Source organism: Streptococcus sp. k-163 (assembly GCF_013277555.1).
Classification (GTDB): domain Bacteria; phylum Bacillota; class Bacilli; order Lactobacillales; family Streptococcaceae; genus Streptococcus.
Window position 1 is genome coordinate 14,666 of sequence record NZ_VMND01000007.1, and the last position, 18,657, is coordinate 33,322.

The window sequence follows — 18,657 nt, forward strand, 5'->3', positions numbered from 1 at the left end:
TCGGAAACATTTCTGATAAACTAGCAGATAACTTTACATTTGAATGGAGATATTATGAAAAAATTTAGCCTATTACTAGCCATCCTCCCATTTTTAGTTGCCTGTGGGAATCAAGCCACACCCAAAGAGACTAGCTCTCAAAAGACAATCGTCGTTGCTACAGCTGGTGATGTGCCGCCATTTGACTACGAAGACAAGGGCAATCTGACAGGCTTCGACATCGAAGTTCTAAAAGCAGTAGATGAAAAACTCAGCGACTACGAGATTCAATTCCAAAGAACTGCTTGGGAGAGCATCTTTCCAGGACTTGATTCTGGTCACTATCAAGCTGCAGCCAATAACTTGAGTTATACAAAAGAGCGTGCTGAAAAATACCTTTACTCACTTCCAATTTCAAACAATCCCCTCGTCCTTGTCAGCAACAAGAAAAATCCTCTGACTTCACTTGACCAAATCGCTGGCAAAACAACACAAGAGGATACCGGAACTTCAAACGCTCAATTCATCAATAACTGGAATCAAAAGCACACTGACAATCCCGCTACTATCGATTTTTCTGGAGAGGATATCGGTAAACGAATCCTAGACCTCTCTAACGGTGAATTTGATTTCCTAGTTTTTGACAAGGTATCGGTTCAAAAGATTATCAAGGACCGTGGCTTAGATCTCTCAGTCATTGATTTACCTTCTGCCGATAGTCCCAACAACTATATCGTTTTCTCAAGCGACCAAAAAGAGTTTAAAGAGAAATTTGATAAAGCGCTCAAAGAACTCTATCAAGACGGAACACTTGAAAAACTTAGCAATACCTATCTAGGTGGTTCTTATCTCCCAGATCAATCTCAATTACAATAATACTCTTCGAAAATCTCTTCAAACTACGTCAGCTTTATCTGCAACCTCAAAGCTGTGCTTTGAGCAACCTATGTCTAGCTTCCTTGTTTGCTCTTTGATTTTCATTGAGTATAAGATATATTAAAAACGATTGACCCAGTCAATCGTTTTTAGTTTGTATTGGTTACTTTAGGAAACTTTTATAAAAAATCAAAATAATCCTTCACATCCTCTACATACCTATGCTTTTCTATTAAGCTGGCTAAGAGTTCCAGATTGTGTCCCTGATAGTTATCTTCACGACGTAGTTCTTCATACATTTCGATAAAGGGAAGACCCTTGGACTTGGCCAGTTCTAACTCCGCTTCATAATCATAAGCGACTTTACGAAATTGGATATTGAGTAATTCCCCATCTTCAACTTCTATCACGGCATACTGGGCACGGTGATTTTTTAACGCCTCCCAATTAAAATAGGGCATGCCAATCGACCCTGGATTGATGATTTGTTGCCCTTGACTGCCATAACGAAGCAACTGCTTGTGGACATGACCATAGACTGCTACGTCCGTTTCCTCATCTAGGAGTTGGTCAAATTTTTCTGTATCATTCCCAACCAACAAGTCACCCCCATAATTTTTGTCAGGTAAATTATGTGAGAGAGAAAAACGCAGTCCCTCAACTTCTTTCTTTTCCAGCATAGGCAAGCTTCGTAGCCAGACAATCGTTGCAGGATCCATTCGCTCCATCAAAAACTGAGTCAATCGCATGAGCTGGACTTCCTGTGGGTCTTCTAAGCCATATTGCCCATCTAAAGCCTCAAGGACACAATCATCCCAATTGCCTCGAACACTTGCCGTGATAGGAAGATCCTTTAGCAGGGCTACCAAGTCATTTGCACCTGGACCAGGAAGAAAAATATCTCCCAGAAGCCAGTATTCACTGACTCCTTGATTTTTAGCATCTGCAATCACTGCTTCTAAGGCCGTCGCATTGCCATGAATATCTGATAAAATTGCGATTTTATGGTTCATGATGGTTTCCTTCCGTTTGGTAATCTACTCTTTCTTCCGCCACTTGAGCTAATTCCACTTCTTCCTGCGAGTTCAACTTTCTTTGCACAGCTTCTGCGACAAGTATTGGCACTCCAACTTCGACAATCTCATCCACACTGGCTTCCTTGATTTTAGTGAGAGACTTGAAATGTTTCATGAGATTTTGCTTGCGTTTAGGTCCCAGACCTTCAATTCCATCCAATTGTGATGAAAAGGAATTTTTGGAGCGTAGTTGACGGTGGAAGGTAATGGCAAAGCGGTGCACCTCATCTTGGATGCGTTGAAGGAGGAAAAATTCCTGAGAATTTCTAGACAACTCCACCACCTCAAGCGGATCTCCAAAGAGCAATTCATGGGTTTGGTGTTTGTCATTCTTTTGCAGACCTGCAATGGGAATATCCAAGCCCAGCTCCTCTTGGATGACTTGCTTAGCGATATTGACTTGACCTTGTCCCCCATCAATGACAATCAAATCTGGCGGGGTTAAGCCCTCACGTTGAACTCGACCATAACGCCTGCGAATGACCTCTCTCATGCTGGCATAGTCGTCCGGCCCAACAACGGTTTTTATCTTGTACTTACGGTAATCTTTTTTACTTGGTTTGCCGTTAACAAAGACTACCATGGCTGAAACAGGGCTGGTACCCATGATATTGGAGTTATCGAAGGACTCAATGCGAACTGGAGTTGGGATCTGAAGCAAACGTCCCAGATTTTCAATAGCCCCTTGGGTCTTTTCAACAGATTTCTCTAGCAGGTTAAATTTCTGCTCTAGGCTGACACGTGCATTCTTTATAGCCAGATTGACCAGCTGTTTTTTCTCACCACGCTGGGGCTTGAGAATCTTGGTATCCACTAAGGCCTTGACGGCTTCTTCGTCAATATCCTGCGGAATCAGTACCTCATTGGGTACTAGGTGAGATTTTTCTTGATAGAATTGTCCTACATAGGTTAGAAAGTCCTCATCCGGATCATTATAATAGGGGAAAAGATTGACATCGCGCTCAATAAGCTTGCCCTGACGAACAAAGAAAACCTGAACACACATCCAGCCCTTATCCACATAGTAGCCAAAGACATCGCGATTTTGGAGATCCTTAGCCATAACCCGTTGCTTGGTTCGAAGTGTTCCAATAGCCTGAATCAGGTCACGGTATTCAGCCGCACGTTCAAATTCCATAGTCTGAGCTGCCGCAGCCATTTTTCCCTTGAGATCATCAATGATTTTATCATCCTGCCCTTTCAGAAAATCAGAAACCTCCTGGGCCATGGACTTGAAATAAGCCTCATCTTTCTTACAGATGGTGTGGGCCATACACTGGCCGATATGGTAATAAAAGCAAACCTTAGACGGTGGATTGGTACACTTTCTAAAAGGGAAAATTCGATCCAGCAACCGCTTGATTTCATTGGCTGCCCCCACATCTGGATAGGGACCAAAGTAGAGACCTCCGTCCTTTTTGACCTGACGGGTGATAATCAAACGAGGATAGCGTTCATTGGTGATTTTGATGAAAGGGTAAGACTTATCATCCTTGAGCATGATATTGTACTTAGGCTTATTTTCCTTGATCAAGTTGATTTCTAGAAGAAGTGCCTCAATGTTGGACTCCGTAACAATAAATTCAAAATCCACAATTTCAGACACCAGAGCCTCTGTCTTGGTATCATGACTTCCGCGGAAATAGGACCTCACACGGTTTCGCAGATTTTTAGCCTTTCCTACATAGATAATGGTGCCGTTTTTATCCTTGTGAATGTAGCAACCAGGGCTGGTCGGCAAGAGCTCTAGTTTTGATTTAATCAAGTTATTCATAGTTCCATTATAGCAAAAAAGTAGGGAAAGATTGTTCCCTACTCACTAGTCTCATATATTTTTCGGAGGTTTGCAATATCCTCTTCCTGGATACCATAAAAGGAACCGGCCGGTTGCATCACTGATTTCTCATCTGTATGGTCCAAGCCAATCGCATGACCCAACTCATGTTCCGCCGTATGGACAATGCGTTCATAGGAATAACCATAGTCAGGACTGGACAGATAATAATGATTCAACCGCACCGTGACAGATAAAAATTGTCCCGTTAAGAGATTAGTCTGACTTTCCGCCTCTCCTGCCACAGGAGTGCCTCCGTCATTCATCTCCGTAGCCATAATATCTGCCTTGCTAGACTCTGTCACGACTTCAAAGTTAAAAGCACCAGTTTGATTCCAGTTCTGAATCGCTTCTAAATACGCCTCTTGAAAGCGTGAATCCATCTGTGAATCCAAGTAAATACGAGCAGAAGCCTGTGACCACCTTCCTTCAGAATGCTGGTGGCTATCTGTCTGGTTCAACTTAGGCAGTTGCCCTGTTTTTTCCCATTGGTCAATACTTTGTTGACCAATCTTTACTGACCGCTCAACTTGCTTCAACGCTCCTTGAAAATCCCCGTTCAGATACCAGAGAAATCCAAAAGCAAGAGTGCATAAAATCAAAACAATCCAAACCAGGCGCCAAAACAAACTCCACACAAAAGAAAAGAAAGCCCCTATCAAACGAAAAATCCAGCGCATGTCTCTCCACCTTTCTAGCAAATAAAGTCTATTTTACTAAAACAAGCTGAAAGAAAGCTAAATACTGGCTTTTTCATCTTAACGTCCTAATATTTTTTTGAATAACTGAATAGCTTTGTATTTTAAAGGTGATGGATGGTAACGGAAAGTACCCGCTTTGCGTACAATATAGCCATTAAAATTTTGTTTAAAACGCAAAACACCATCACTTCCATCAAAAATCCCTTGAATGCCTAGGAAGTTGTATTTAGGTATTCCACGTTTTATGCTTTCCAACATAATATATTTTTGAAGCAGTGCAGGGGCATAGAATTTATTAAACTCAGTGTAGGAGCCACTAAAGAGATAAGTCGTTTCCTGAGGCATATAAACAAATAAACTTCCGGCTAAAACAATATCTTCTTCCCCATATTTTTCAATCAAGTCTCGCGCTTCTGCTTTTCGAACTTCAAAAGTTTCAAATTGACTCAAATATTCTCTCAGTTGATTTTGTTTTTTCTCAGAATGAGGATTTTTACTCAAATCAAGTCGCAACTTGTCCACTATTTCTTCTAGTTTACTTTGCTCACCTTGTAATTTGTTCATATATTCCGAAAAATTCAAGATTGCTACGAGAAACTCAGCTTGTTCTCCAAAAGCATCATAAAAATGCTCATAGTATTCTAAACTTTTATCACTATATTCTCTACGTTCAGAGGTTTCTTTTGTGATCTTCTTAAACATTGATAGCTCTTCACGTTTTAACTTTTTCAACCGAATGCCGAACGTTTCAGCCTTTTTCACCAAAGGCTTCCCCTTTTTACTAAAACTTTTAAGCAAATTCTTTTCAGTTAAATCAGTCAAATCCTTATAATATAACCAATTCGGTTCCCCACCTGGATATCCTGTCGTCAAACCATCAAATTGATAACCCAAATCAGTTAAACCTTGAATGATACTTTTTTTCTCAACATCTATTGGATTACCTTGGCTATCAAAAGTTTGATAAGTTTCATAAGGTTTTACAAGCAACTCTAAGACACCATTTTGTTTGGCATATTCTTTTAACTCCGCATAAAAAACTAGAAGAGCATCTTGTTGGGTATAAATCGGACCCGAATTGAGCTCCATATGCAGACCACCTAACATGGGCAAGTTATAAACCATAGCTGCAACTTGAATTTCTCCTTCTTTTTTTAAAGCAAGATAAACAATTTGAGCCCCTCTTTTTTCTAGCAAATCACCCATCTGGACAGATTGCATAAAAGAACGAGAAGAAACCTGATCAGAATAAGTCTGAAACTCTTCTTTCGTGAGTGTTGTTAGTACCATATACTTACTTTCTATGTTTTTTTCTTAATGTTTTACGGAAATTAAGAGCAAGTCTTAACAGAGGATAGAGAGGATGGGTAGGCATTGTAAATTCACCCAAGTATTCTTCAATCGTTGGATTAAAATTAGCTTTAAAACGATAGAGTCCACCGTCTAAATGATTTTCGACGCCTCCTAAATTTTGCCACACCATACCTCGCTCAAAGGCATAGCGAGCTGTTTCATACCAAGTTAAAATTGGTGCATTGTAACGTTTAAAAGCATCATCCATACCAGCATATAGATTGACAGAAGTATTACCAAATTCCAAACTCAAAGTAGCTGCTAAAGGAATGTTTGATTTTCCTTCATTCATATATCCCTGCAAGAAATCTCTTTCCACTTCTAAACGTTCTTTTTCTTTTATATTTTCTTGAACTTTTGAAGGTTTGGTTGCATCACTAAATTTTTCTGCAACTACTCTATTTTTTTCCAGCTGTTCTTCTAATTCTCGTAAACGCTTAGAAACATCCAAACTCGTTAGCGTGATATAAGAATCTTCTTTAAAGTTATCTAATAATTTTTTATAGTAGACTTCATTTCTTAAATGAATATCTTTTCGTTTCTCGGTTTTTTTCATCAACTCCGAAAACGAATCTAATAGTTCCAGTCCACCATATTGAACCTCAAGCCCTTTGTTTCGAGCCGTTCGGATAGCTTGTTTTGTTGACTTAGAAAGTTTATCTTCTTCAAAATTTTCCTTGTATATTTTCGCCTGAATACGAGGTTGAATAGTATCATCCATCTCGGCTGTCTGCCCAGACCATTTCACTCCTAGTTGCCCTAAAGTCTCAACAAGAACAAGATTTTCAGGATATTCTGTTTTATCTTGATTGACCAAATGTTGAGATTGACAAATACTTGGGTCAAAAGTCACAAAGATAGCTTTCTTACTGCGAGCATAAGACTTAATAGACTGCAGGACAAACTTTAAAACTTCTGTATCCCTGTAATCCAATATGGGACCTCTTGGAATATAAAACATTTTATACCCCAAAGGCAGAGACTTTATGAGAATACTAGCCACAGCCAGTAATTTTTCCCCTTCATAAACCCCAAGTCTCTCATGATTCCAATCAGATTTCACTTTTTCCCAAGCACTGCTTTGTAATAGATTAACCATGGGATGTTCTTTTACAAAATCATCATACTCTGATAATGGTATCCCAAGCTGATAACGATACATATTTTTCTCTCTTTCAACTAGTATCTCTCTACTATTTTACTATTTTCGATTAAAAAGTCTAGTGAAAATAGACTTCCATAATTGTTTTTAAGCCAAGAATAACTATAAATGGTAGTTTATTTATAAAAAACTAGCTCAATCTCTCTTCCAATTTGAAATCAATTGGTAGGGTTGCTAAAAAACCTTCCAATTGTTTTTCCCAATAATACCACTCATGAGTTCCAGCGCTATGGCTATAGGTCACATCAAAGCCTAGTTTTTTGAGGTTTTTCACTGCCAGATTATTGGCTTCATACAAGAAATCTTGCTCGCCACACCAAGCCCAAAGCTTGGTCTGTTTATCTGATTTTTTTGCCAGACTTTCAAGAGAATAAGGGCTAGTGGTCCAATCTTTAATTTCCCCAAACACACCTCTCCAGTAAGCTGGCGTACCCAAATTTTGACTCTCAGGAGAAAAATCTTCAAAGCTAAGTGTACCTGAAAAACTAGCTGCATGAGAAAAACGATTTGTAGCAAAAGCCAGTTTAAAGCAGCCATAGCCTCCCATAGAGAGACCAGCGATAAAGGTCTTTTCACGCTTGCTGGTCATATTAGGGAAGAAGCGTTTCAAAACCTCTGGTAATTCCTCTGCTAGAGCTGTGTAGTAGTCAAAACCATACTGGGTATCGGTGTACCAACCGTTGCTGGTATTGGGCATGACGACGATAAGATTAGTGCCTCGAAGCAAGCGTTCCACATTGGTCCGCTTGAGCCAACTATTATGATTACCAGACATCCCGTGCAAGAGGTACAAGACGGGAATGTCTTTACAATCTGGTTCTTCCACTCGATTGGCATCAGGGTAAAGGACATTCACCCCCCACTCCATATCCAAAACTTGTGAGTAATACTCTATTTTCATTACTGCCATATTTTTTCCTCTATTTTCCGATAAGAAAAAGCCGAAATTCGACTTTCCCTCTGTTTATTTCAACGATTATTTTGCTTCCATGACTACTGGTAGAACTGCTGGACGACGCTTAGTTTGATCAAAAAGATACTTGGTCAGAGTATCCCGAACCTTCCCTTTAAGATCTGCCCAGTCAAAGTCTTCTCCTTGAAGATAGTCTTCTACCGTTTGGTTAATCAATTCTGAACTTTCACGGAGAATATCGCGACTCTTCTTGAGATAAACAAATCCACGCGTATGAACACGAGCCTTGGCTACAATTTTCTTCTCACGACGGTTAACGGTGATTGCGACGATGAAAATCCCATCCTCTGACAAGACCTTACGGTCACGAAGAACCACATTACCAACATCACCGATGGCATTTCCGTCAATCAAGACATCCCCTGCCGAAACTGCACCAGCTGGGACAAAGTCTCCATTCTCATAAGCCATGCTGGTTCCCTTTTTAGGGATGAAAATACGTTCTGGCAATATACCAACCGCCATGGCAGCCTTAGCATGGGCATCCAACTCACGATATTCCCCTTGAATTGGGAAGAGATACTTGGGTTGCAAGAGATTGATCATCAATTGCAAATCACGCGCATTTCCGTGGCCTGACACACGTAAGTTTTGGGTGATAAGCTTGACAACTCCGCCAGCTTGGTAAATCATATTTTCCACACGCGCCATAACTGCTTCTTTGGCGATAGACGGAGTCGTTACGATATAGACCAAATCACCATCCTTGATTTCCACATAACGATGGCGACCAATCGACATCTTGCGAAGACCGTTGATAGGCTCACCCATACGGCCTGTCTCAAGGATGATCAACTCATGATCCTCGAAGCGAGACATGTCTTTCGGTTTAATCAAAAGACTCTCGTTAGCTAGAGACAATTTCTTAAGACGAATAGCAGTGCGGACGATATTTTCAATATCAAATCCTGTCAAGACCACACGACGACCTGTTGCATCCGCAGCGTCAAACACCTGCTGGATACGAGAAAGGTTGCTGGCTACCGCCGCAACGATAATACGACCATCCCAATCTGCAATAGTTTGAGTGATTTCGTCCCCAACTTCACTTTCGCTAGCCACTTGGATATTGCTGTCTGCATTGGCTGAATCGCTAAGCAGAGCTAGAACTCCATCACGACCGATTTCTGCCAAACGAGCGAAGTCTGTCGCATAGGATTCACTAGCTGTCTGGTCAAATTTGAAGTCACCTGTATAAACGATGCTACCTTCAGCTGTCTTCAAGACCACACCCAGACTTTCTGGGATAGAGTGGGTCGTACGGAAGAAGGATACCACAGTCCCTCCAAAATCAATCTCCGTATCCTCATTAATCACATGGAAATCATTAAATTTCTTAACCGCATCATTCCCTTTGACAAAGAGTTTGGCCAACTCAATGGTCAACTCAGAACCAAATACAGGTACCTTGGCTTCAGCCAAGAGATAAGGAAGAGCACCAATGGCATCCGCATGCCCGTGAGTCAAGAAGACCCCTGCGATACGGTCACTATTTTCAAAAAGGTAGTCCATATTTGGAATAACTACATCCACCCCTAGTTGTTCATTTTCAGGGTATTTCAGACCTGCATCCAAAACGAAAATAGACCCATCGATTTCAGCGATATACATATTTTTCCCATTTTCACGTACACCACCAAGTGTTGTTAAACTGATATTACTCATTTTTCCTCCGAAAGCTTAGTTTATCTTGATTATAGGGTTACTTGCCCTTTTATTCTAAAAGCACTATTACTTTTAGCCGAATCTTTTCCTACCATTATACCATTTTTTTGATGATTTTCAAAATGAAGATTCGTTTTCAAAAAAGAGCTGGTTGCCCAACTCTTTCCTACGTCTACTCTTTTTCCATTAAAAAGTCATAAATTTCTTGCACGGTACCTAGCGCCATCATTTCTTGATCTTTGACGGTTTGTTTGAGATTTTGGTAAATCTGACTTTCTCCGATTTCCCGCTTTGGCGCCTCTTTATTCACTGTCATGACACCATCTGTGATCGTCACAAAGCCTAACTCTTCAAATACTTGAATCATCTTGACCAGCAAGATTTGTTGGATATTGAGATAAGCAGCCAAGTCTTTCAGCTTGTAGCGAATATCAAACTCTGGAAACTGGTAGATGGTCTTGTACAATTTAGCAAACTGCTCTCTAGTCCCATACCCCGTCAGATAGTAGGCCTTGTCAATGTCGTTTTTGAAATAAACAGCAGAGAAATGCTGTTCCTGAAAAATGGTCTTCAGCAGGGTAATATCCTCAGGAATGGTTTTCACGACAATAGCTTCACTAGTCGCCAGATTCGGCAATTCTCCAGCAAAATCCAAGACTGGAACCCCTTCTGGCAAGACTGCATTTTTTCCACGGATATTAAAGAGTTGAACCCCCTCCACACGCGCATCCACCATCATCAACTGGAGGGCAGTTTGGCCATTCCATTGGTTGACAGACAATTTGACTGCTAACTCTAGATTCTTGGTTTGAGCAAATTCTGTTGCCCATCTACCTTGTCCAAATGCTACCACTTCAAAACTCGCCTCACCTTTGAAAATTTTCAACTTGAGATGAGCATTGCCTGCTCCCATAGTACGGGCACTTTCGACCTGAAAATCCTTGATATAAAAGACAGGTTTCTGATTATCCATTCCAAAAGGTGCCAAGCGCTCAAAGTTCTTGACTGTTTCAAGACTCAAAGTCTCCAAATCCAACTCTTCATCTAGGTTTAACTTATTCTTGCCAGTAGCATCTGCGCCTTTTTCACGGACATAATCTTCCAAGACCTGAGATAAATCTGAGAGTTTCTCCACTTCCAGCGTCATTCCTGCTGCGCCAGCATGGCCACCAAAGGCTATGAAGAGGTCTCTATGAGGATCCAGAGCCTCAAAAATATCGACCGCTTCCACACTACGAGCACTACCCTTGGCACGACCGTCCTCTATATTAAGAACAATAACTGTCTGCCCTAGTTCTTCCAACAAACGACCAGCCACGATACCCAGAACCCCAGGATTCCAGCCTTCCTTGGCCAAGACTTGGACCTTCTTCTCAGGGTCCACCATGGTCTTAGCTTCTTCATAGATAGACTGGACGATCTCCTTGCGCTCTTCGTTTTTCTGATGAATCATGAGGGCAATCTCATGCGCTTCCTCATCATCAAAGCCAGTAAGCAAATCAATGGCTGGATTAGGATCATCCAAGCGCCCCAAGGCATTCAAACGAGGGGCAATCTGGAAACCAACTGTCTCTTCTGTCACTTCGTTGGCAGCAATCCCAGCCATATCCATCATTTCTTGTAGACCAATTCGTTGAGTATGCCCCAACATTTCCAGGCCGTATTGAACCAAAATGCGGTTTTCATCCGTCAAACTAACCATATCTGCAATGGTACCAATAGCGACCAAATCAAGCAGTTCCACTTGAACTTCTTCTAACAGGGCACAAGCTAACTTGAAGGCCACTCCGCAGCCAGCCAAATATTTAAAAGGATAGTCCGCATCTGGATGCTCAGGATGGACAATAGCATAGGCATCTGGTAAGGTTTCAGGCATAGAATGGTGGTCAGTCACAATGACATCGACCCCCATCGACTGAGCCAGTTCAATAGCCTCGTGACCAGCAACTCCATTATCCACTGTCACAATCAAGGAAATTCCTTCTTGCTCGATGAAGTACTTATAGACACTGGCATTAGGTCCATAACCGTCTGTAAAACGATTGGGCAAGTAAACACGGCACTCAGCACCAAGCTGTTCCAAACTTTCCTTCACAATAGAAGCCGAAGTCATGCCATCCGCATCGTAATCTCCATAGACGAGAATATTTTCCCCTTCTTCAATGGCCTGACGGATCCGTTCCACTGCCTTGTCCATATCATGGAGCAGATAAGGATCATGCAAGTCCTCCAAGGAAGGTTCTAAAAACTTCTTCAAACTTTCTTGCTTCTGAATCCCTCTCTCAAATAATAACCGAGCCACCTCAGGACCCAGTCCAGCCTTCTTGGCTATCTTTGTAAAATCCGCATCTTCTACTTGCGGGGCAAACTGCCATTCATAAGTAGGTGTTATCAAAAAGACATCCACTCTTTCTAAGAATTCTATCGCTTCATTATAACATGATTTAGGCTTTTTCTCTATCCTGATTGCTTTCTACAAAAATTTTACTAACTTTTTTCTGATATGATTTGACAAGAAAAATCTTTTGGTGTAGAATCATGTTATAAAATCTAACACAAAGGAGATTCCTTATGGCTTTAGTAGAATTTGAACACGTCGAAAAATATTACGGAGACTACCACGCACTCCGCGACATCAATCTCCGTTTTGAAAAAGGGCAAGTCGTTGTCCTCCTTGGACCATCTGGTTCTGGTAAATCCACTCTGATCCGTACCATTAATGGTCTGGAGGCTGTTGACAAAGGAAGTCTTCTAGTAAATGGTCACCAAGTTGCTGGTGCCAGCCAGAAAGATTTGGTGCCTCTTCGCAAGGAAGTCGGCATGGTTTTCCAGCATTTCAATCTCTACCCCCACAAAACTGTGTTAGAAAATGTAACACTTGCACCCATAAAAGTTCTAGGAATTGATAAAAAAGAAGCTGAAAAAATAGCCCAAAAATATCTGGAATTTGTAAATATGTGGGACAAAAAAGATTCTTATCCAGCCATGCTATCTGGTGGACAAAAACAACGGATTGCCATCGCACGTGGACTCGCTATGCATCCTGAACTCCTCCTCTTCGATGAACCAACATCTGCCCTTGACCCTGAAACCATCGGCGATGTTCTAGCAGTTATGCAAAAATTGGCCCACGATGGTATGAATATGATTGTCGTTACTCATGAAATGGGCTTTGCCCATGAAGTTGCCGACCGCATCATCTTTATGGCTGACGGAGAGGTTTTAGTAGATACAACAGATGTTGATGACTTTTTCGACAATCCAAGCGAACCTCGTGCCCAACAATTTCTCAGCAAAATCATCAACCACGAAAGTGACAAAGTAAAATAAGGAGGCGTTTATGAAAAAGAAATTCTTTTTATCAGCAATATTGATTAGCCTTTTCAGCCTTGCTGCTGCAAAACCAGTTCAGGCTAATACCAGCGTTACAGATATTCAAAAAAGAGGCGAGCTAGTTGTCGGTGTCAAACAAGACGTTCCTAATTTTGGTTACAAGGATCCTAAGACAGGGACCTATTCTGGTATCGAAACAGACTTGGCCAAGATGGTAGCAGATGAACTCAAGGTCAAGGTTCGCTATGTGCCTGTTACCGCACAAACTCGTGGACCACTTCTAGACAATGAACAAGTCGATATGGATATCGCGACCTTTACCATCACAGACGAACGCAAAAAACTCTACAACTTCACCAGCCCCTACTACACGGACGCATCTGGCTTTTTGGTCAATAAGTCTGCCAAAATCAAAAGCATTGAGGAACTAAACGGAAAAACTATCGGAGTTGCCCAAGGTTCCATTACTCAGCGTTTGATTACCGAACTGGGTAAAAAGAAAGGATTGACCTTTAAATTCGTCGAACTGGGTTCCTACCCAGAATTGATTACGTCCCTTCATGCTCACCGTATTGATGCTTTTTCCGTTGACCGCTCGATTCTATCTGGCTATATCAGTAAACGAACAGTACTACTAGATGATAGTTTCAAGCCATCTGACTACGGTATCGTTACCAAGAAATCAAATACAGAGCTCAACGACTATCTCGATAACTTGGTTACTAAATGGAGTAAGGATGGCAGTTTGCAAAAACTTTATGACCGTTACAAGCTCAAACCATCTAGCCATACTGCAGATTAAGGAGGACACCCCATGACAGATTTATCATCTTGGACAGCCTATTTTCAGGATTTTGGACAATTTTTCAATGGTTTCCTCTTCACCCTTGCCCTAGCGATCGGATCCTTTATCCTCGCAATGGTCTTGGGCATCTTCTTTGGAGCCATGTCAACCAGCAAGCATCCAATATTGAGAATTTTGGCTCGCATCTTTGTCGAATTTTACCAAAACACTCCCCTCTTGGTGCAGTTTGTCATCGTTTTTTATGGTCTACCTCTTATCAGTGACCACATCATCATGATTCCGATTTATTGGACAGCTGTACTCTGCGTAGGGCTCTATCACGGAGCCTATATCGCTGAGGCGATTCGCTCAGGTATTCAGTCTATTCCTAGCGGTCAGATGGAGGCCGCCTTGTCGCAAGGGTTTACCTATATCAGTGCCATGCGCTTGATTATCTTGCCTCAGGCCTTCCGTATCATTCTCCCTCCTTTGACCAACCAAATCGTTAACCTCATCAAAAACACCTCGACAGTCGCTATCATTTCTGGAGTGGACTTGATGTTTGTAACCAAATCTTGGTCGGCTCTTAACGGAAACTATATCCCAGCCTTTCTAGGCGCTGCCCTGCTCTACTTCTCTCTATGCTTCCCTGTTGCCCAGTTTGGTCGCAAGATGGAGCAAGCCAACAAAAAAGCCTATTCACTTTAGGAGGTTACTATGGAATCCATTTTAGAAGTTTTGACCCCAGATAACCTAATCTTTATCTTTAAAGGATTTGGCTTGACCCTCTATATTTCTCTGATTGCCATCGTCCTCTCTACCCTTATCGGAACGGTGCTAGCCGTCATGAGAAATGGGAAAAATCCTGTCTTACGTATCATCTCCAGCATTTATATCGAGTTTGTGCGTAACGTTCCCAACCTCCTCTGGATTTTTACTATCTTTTTGGTTTTCAAGATGAAGTCCACTCCAGCAGGAATCACTGCCTTTACTCTCTTTACATCAGCAGCCTTGGCTGAGATTATCCGAGGTGGTCTCAATGCCGTAGACAAGGGACAGTACGAAGCAGGAATGTCACAAGGCTTCACCTCAGCCCAAATCCTCTACCACATCATTCTTCCACAAGCTATTCGTAAAATGCTGCCAGCCATCATTTCTCAGTTTGTTACCGTGATTAAGGATACCAGCCTCCTCTACTCTGTTATCGCCCTACAAGAACTCTTTGGAGCCAGCCAAATTCTCATGGGCCGTTATTTCGAACCAGAGCAAGTGTTCAGTCTGTATATCCTGATTGCCCTCATCTACTTCAGCTTTAACCTAGCAATTTCGAGCCTGTCTCATATGCTAGCAAAACGTTGGCAACAAGCCGCAGAATAAACAGCCACTCTCCAGTTCAATTGGAGAGTTTTTTAATGATAGCAGATATTTATAGACATCAATTTGACACCATACTTTTTCTATGATAAAATGTAACAAATTCGTTTACAACAAATCAAATCTAAATGAAATGGAATTTTCTATGAAATCAATCAAAGGATTACTCTTTATCATAGCTAGTTTTATCTTGACTATTTTGACTTGGATGAACACTTCTCCCCAATTCATGATTCCAGGGCTAGCTTTAACAAGCCTATCTCTGACTTTTATCCTAGCCACTCGTCTCCCACTACTAGAAAGTTGGTTTCACGGTTTGGAGAAGGTCTACACCGTCCACAAATTCACAGCCCTTCTCTCCATCATCCTACTAATCTTTCATAATTTTAGTATGGGCGGTTTGTGGGGCTCTCGATTAGCTGCTCAGTTTGGCAACCTTGCCATCTATATCTTTGTCAGCATCATCCTTGTCGCCTATTTAGGCAAATACATCCAATACGAAGCTTGGCGATGGATTCACCGCCTGGTTTACCTAGCTTATATTTTTGGACTCTTTCACGTCTACATGATGATGGGCAATCGTCTCCTTACATTTAATCTTCTAAGTTTTCTTGTTAGTAGCTATGCCCTTTTAGGCTTGCTAGCTGGTTTTTATATCATTTTTCTATATCAAAAGATTGGCTTCCCCTATCTAGGGAAAATTACCAACCTCAAACGCTTGAATCACGATACTAGGGAAATTCAAATCCATCTTAGCAGACCTTTCAACTATCAATCAGGACAATTTGCCTTCCTAAAGATTTTCCAAGAAGGTTTTGAAAGTGCTCCGCATCCCTTTTCTATCTCAGGAGGTCATGGTCAAACTCTTTACTTTACTGTCAAAAATTCAGGCGACCATACCAAGAATATCTATGACAATCTTCAAGTCGGCAGCAAAGTAAGCGTAGACAGAGCTTACGGACACATGATTATAGAAGAAGGACGAGAAAATCAAGTTTGGATTGCTGGAGGTATTGGGATCACCCCCTTCATCTCTTACATCCGTGAACATCCTATTTTAGATAAACAGATTCACTTCTACTATAGCTTCCGTGGAGAGGAAAATGCAGTCTATCTAGATTTGCTTCGTGACTATGCTCAGAAAAGTCCTAATTTTGAACTCCATCTAGTAGACAGTACAAAAGATGGCTATCTTCATTTTGAACAAAAAGAAGTGCCCGAACATGTAAGCGTCTATATGTGTGGTCCTCTTTCTATGATGAATTCACTCGCTAAACAGATTAAGAAACAAAATCCAAAAGCAGAGCTTATTTACGAAGGATTCAAGTTCAAATAACCAACTACATTCTCCTGGAATTTCCCAGGAGTTTTTTCTACGCAAACACTCAAAAACACTGCCAGATTTCTCTAGCAGTGTTTTGAGTTTTATTTATCTTAGTAAATTGTTCTTTCAGTTTCTACATCGAAGAAGTGAGCTTTATTCAAGTCAAAGCCAAGTTCAACTGTTGCACCTGTTTGCAAGTAGTCACGAGCGTCAACTTTGGCAACGAATTCGTCTTTACCAACTTGGCAGTAAAGGTGAGATTCTGAACCAAGCAATTCAGATACAGAAATAGTCGCTTTTACAACTGATTCTGGGAATGTTTCAAGGAAAGCAGGTTCTGCATTCACATCTTCTGGACGAATACCGAAGATCAATTCTTTACCTTCATAGCCTTTTTCACGAAGTACTTTCAAAGCGCCTTCTGGAACTTTCAAACGGAAACCGTCTGAAATAATTTCGCTACCAACCAATTTCACATTGATGAAGTTCATTGCTGGACTTCCGATGAATCCTGCAACGAATTTGTTAACTGGGTTTTTGTAAACTTCTTGAGGAGAACCGATTTGTTCTACACGTCCGATAGTACCTGTACCAGCAGGGTTCTTAGTTGCTGACATGATAACGATACGATCTGCAAGTGTCATCGCTTCTGTTTGGTCGTGAGTTACGTAGATAGTTGTAGCCCCGATACGACGGTGGATTTTAGCGATTTCAGCACGCATTGATACACGGAGTTTTGCATCCAAGTTTGACAAAGGCTCGTCCATCAAGAATACTTTTGCGTCACGGACGATTGCACGACCCATGGCAACACGTTGACGTTGACCACCTGAAAGGTCAGCTGGTTTACGTTCCAAGAATTCTTTCAATCCAAGGATTTCAGCTGCTTCTTGCACACGTTTGTCGATGTCTTCCTTGCTGTATTTACGCAATTTCAAACCGAAAGCCATGTTGTCATAAACAGTCATGTGTGGGTAAAGAGCGTAGTTTTGGAATACCATGGCGATGTCGCGGTCTTTTGGAGCTACGTCGTTGACAACCACGCCATCGATAGATGCAGTTCCTTCTGTAATATCTTCAAGACCTGCAATCATACGAAGAGTAGTTGATTTACCACATCCTGAAGGACCTACGAAAACGATAAATTCTTTGTCTTTGATGTCCAAGTTGAAGTCTTCAACTGAGTAGTGTTCGCTGTTTGGATATTTTTTGTAAATGTTTTTAAGATTCAATTCTACCATGAGGTGAACTCCTTTTGTCTTTTGATAGTTTTATTATAGATGAAAACGCTTTACATTTCTATGGCAAGGTGACCAAAAAAATAAAAAAGTTCTGTGCAACTTGCACAAAACTTTAGAGAATATCTGGTAAAATCAATTGATAACACAAGGTCAGGTCGGTCAATTCCTTCAACTGAAGCCCTGTTAATTCTTCCCACTTATCAATCTTGTATTGGAGAGAATTACGATGCAGATAGAGTTGCTGGGCTGTTTTTGTTAGGACAGCACTGTTTTCCCAAAGGGAGAGAATGATTTCCTGAATCTGGTCTTGATCCAAAATCATCTGGTGTAGACATTCCTTGATTACTCTCAAATCTACAAGCCGTTCCCCCATACTCCAAAGATAGAGCTGAGAAAAGGTATGAACACCTTGGTGACCCTGACGCCACCAAGTCTTAAACAAATCCCTCTCCGCTTTAATCAAGTCTGATAGGGCTTGATGTCCCGTCTGAGACCAAACCTGGCCTAACATGATAGACAGACGCAATCCAAAGTCATACTCAACCGCTTCAATCGTATCACTTAAAATAGCTCGTACAGAAGTGTATTTATCTTGTTGAAGCACGAAAACATAGTCCTGAGCTCCGACTTGAAGCACCGCCTGACAGTTCGGAAAAAGAGTCCGCATCATATCTAGCCAAGAAGCTAGATTTTCCTGCTGAAAATAGGAAAGATGACAATAAACCAACTGAATCTTTTTAAAAGTTTGTGGTGCCTGTCCCTTGCTCTCCATCAGAAAAGAATACCAAGGATTGAGCGAACGAGCCTGCTCCTGCTGGGTCAAAAGGGCAACCAACTGCTTTTCACGCTCGCTGAGTCCAGCTTCCTCCAGCAAAATCCACTGCTGAGAAGCTAAAGGGAGAATGAGATAGCCCTCTTTCTCTACTGGTTGGTCTGAAATCTGAGCCTCAGGAAACCAGTCTTGTAGTTCTTTTACCATCAT

At 41.4% G+C, this 18,657-nt stretch carries 16 protein-coding genes; 6 read left to right on the plus strand and 10 right to left on the minus strand.

The window, feature by feature from the left end; genetic code table 11:
* The first annotated feature begins 54 nt into the window (after positions 1 to 54).
* Positions 55 to 855, plus strand: a complete 801-nt coding sequence (locus tag HT731_RS02175) for an amino acid ABC transporter substrate-binding protein (protein WP_049534088.1) — start codon at positions 55 to 57, stop codon at positions 853 to 855.
* 179 nt (positions 856 to 1,034) lie between these two features.
* Here the strand turns inward: HT731_RS02175 and HT731_RS02180 are convergent, their stop codons facing one another.
* From HT731_RS02180 to recJ, 8 genes are all read right to left on the minus strand, one after another.
* Positions 1,035 to 1,868, minus strand: a complete 834-nt coding sequence (locus HT731_RS02180) for a metallophosphoesterase family protein (protein ID WP_049534089.1) — start codon at positions 1,866 to 1,868, stop codon at positions 1,035 to 1,037.
* The gene (uvrC, locus tag HT731_RS02185) at positions 1,858 to 3,705 is read right to left on the minus strand and encodes an excinuclease ABC subunit UvrC (protein WP_061759490.1); all 1,848 of its coding nucleotides are present in this window, start codon (positions 3,703 to 3,705) and stop codon (positions 1,858 to 1,860) included. The genes HT731_RS02180 and uvrC overlap by 11 nt, the downstream gene beginning before the upstream one ends.
* Positions 3,706 to 3,743: 38 nt before the next feature.
* Entirely contained in the window at positions 3,744 to 4,445 is a 702-nt protein-coding gene (locus HT731_RS02190) for a M57 family metalloprotease (RefSeq protein ID WP_061759491.1), read from the minus strand.
* Between the two features lie 78 nt (positions 4,446 to 4,523).
* Positions 4,524 to 5,756, minus strand: a complete 1,233-nt coding sequence (murN, locus tag HT731_RS02195; RefSeq protein ID WP_061759492.1) for a peptidoglycan bridge formation alanyltransferase MurN — start codon at positions 5,754 to 5,756, stop codon at positions 4,524 to 4,526.
* Between the two features lie 4 nt (positions 5,757 to 5,760).
* Complete coding sequence (locus HT731_RS02200; protein WP_173277487.1) at positions 5,761 to 6,981, minus strand: aminoacyltransferase; 1,221 nt, start codon at positions 6,979 to 6,981, stop codon at positions 5,761 to 5,763.
* A gap of 130 nt (positions 6,982 to 7,111) precedes the next feature.
* Positions 7,112 to 7,891, minus strand: coding sequence for an alpha/beta hydrolase family protein (locus tag HT731_RS02205; RefSeq protein WP_173277489.1), 780 nt, complete (start codon positions 7,889 to 7,891; stop codon positions 7,112 to 7,114).
* Between the two features lie 66 nt (positions 7,892 to 7,957).
* Entirely contained in the window at positions 7,958 to 9,619 is a 1,662-nt protein-coding gene (locus HT731_RS02210) for a ribonuclease J (protein WP_061759495.1), read from the minus strand.
* Positions 9,620 to 9,791: 172 nt separating this feature from the next.
* Positions 9,792 to 12,014: a single-stranded-DNA-specific exonuclease RecJ gene (gene recJ / locus HT731_RS02215; protein ID WP_061759554.1), complete on the minus strand. Its 2,223-nt coding sequence runs from the start codon at positions 12,012 to 12,014 to the stop codon at positions 9,792 to 9,794.
* A 176-nt stretch (positions 12,015 to 12,190) separates the two neighbouring features.
* On the opposite strand from recJ, the gene HT731_RS02220 reads away from it, so the two are divergent.
* The 5 genes from HT731_RS02220 to HT731_RS02240 all read left to right on the plus strand — a co-directional run bounded on the left by HT731_RS02220 (position 12,191) and on the right by HT731_RS02240 (position 16,446).
* Complete coding sequence (locus HT731_RS02220; protein ID WP_173277491.1) at positions 12,191 to 12,949, plus strand: amino acid ABC transporter ATP-binding protein; 759 nt, start codon at positions 12,191 to 12,193, stop codon at positions 12,947 to 12,949.
* A 10-nt stretch (positions 12,950 to 12,959) separates the two neighbouring features.
* A complete protein-coding gene (locus HT731_RS02225; protein ID WP_173277493.1) occupies positions 12,960 to 13,754 on the plus strand; it encodes a transporter substrate-binding domain-containing protein in 795 nt (264 codons plus the stop codon).
* A gap of 12 nt (positions 13,755 to 13,766) precedes the next feature.
* Positions 13,767 to 14,444 carry an amino acid ABC transporter permease gene (locus HT731_RS02230; protein WP_173277495.1) on the plus strand — a complete coding sequence of 226 codons (678 nt, stop codon included), beginning with the start codon at positions 13,767 to 13,769 and terminating at the stop codon, positions 14,442 to 14,444.
* A 9-nt stretch (positions 14,445 to 14,453) separates the two neighbouring features.
* The gene (locus tag HT731_RS02235; protein WP_033689194.1) at positions 14,454 to 15,113 is read left to right on the plus strand and encodes an amino acid ABC transporter permease; all 660 of its coding nucleotides are present in this window, start codon (positions 14,454 to 14,456) and stop codon (positions 15,111 to 15,113) included.
* 142 nt (positions 15,114 to 15,255) lie between these two features.
* Positions 15,256 to 16,446 (plus strand): ferric reductase-like transmembrane domain-containing protein, encoded by a 1,191-nt coding sequence (locus HT731_RS02240; protein ID WP_173277496.1) that lies wholly within the window; start codon positions 15,256 to 15,258, stop codon positions 16,444 to 16,446.
* 98 nt (positions 16,447 to 16,544) lie between these two features.
* On the opposite strand, the gene ugpC is transcribed toward HT731_RS02240, so the two are convergent.
* A complete protein-coding gene (gene ugpC / locus HT731_RS02245; protein WP_000229946.1) occupies positions 16,545 to 17,675 on the minus strand; it encodes a sn-glycerol-3-phosphate ABC transporter ATP-binding protein UgpC in 1,131 nt (376 codons plus the stop codon).
* A gap of 112 nt (positions 17,676 to 17,787) precedes the next feature.
* Positions 17,788 to 18,657 (minus strand): PucR family transcriptional regulator, encoded by an 870-nt coding sequence (locus HT731_RS02250; RefSeq protein WP_061759499.1) that lies wholly within the window; start codon positions 18,655 to 18,657, stop codon positions 17,788 to 17,790.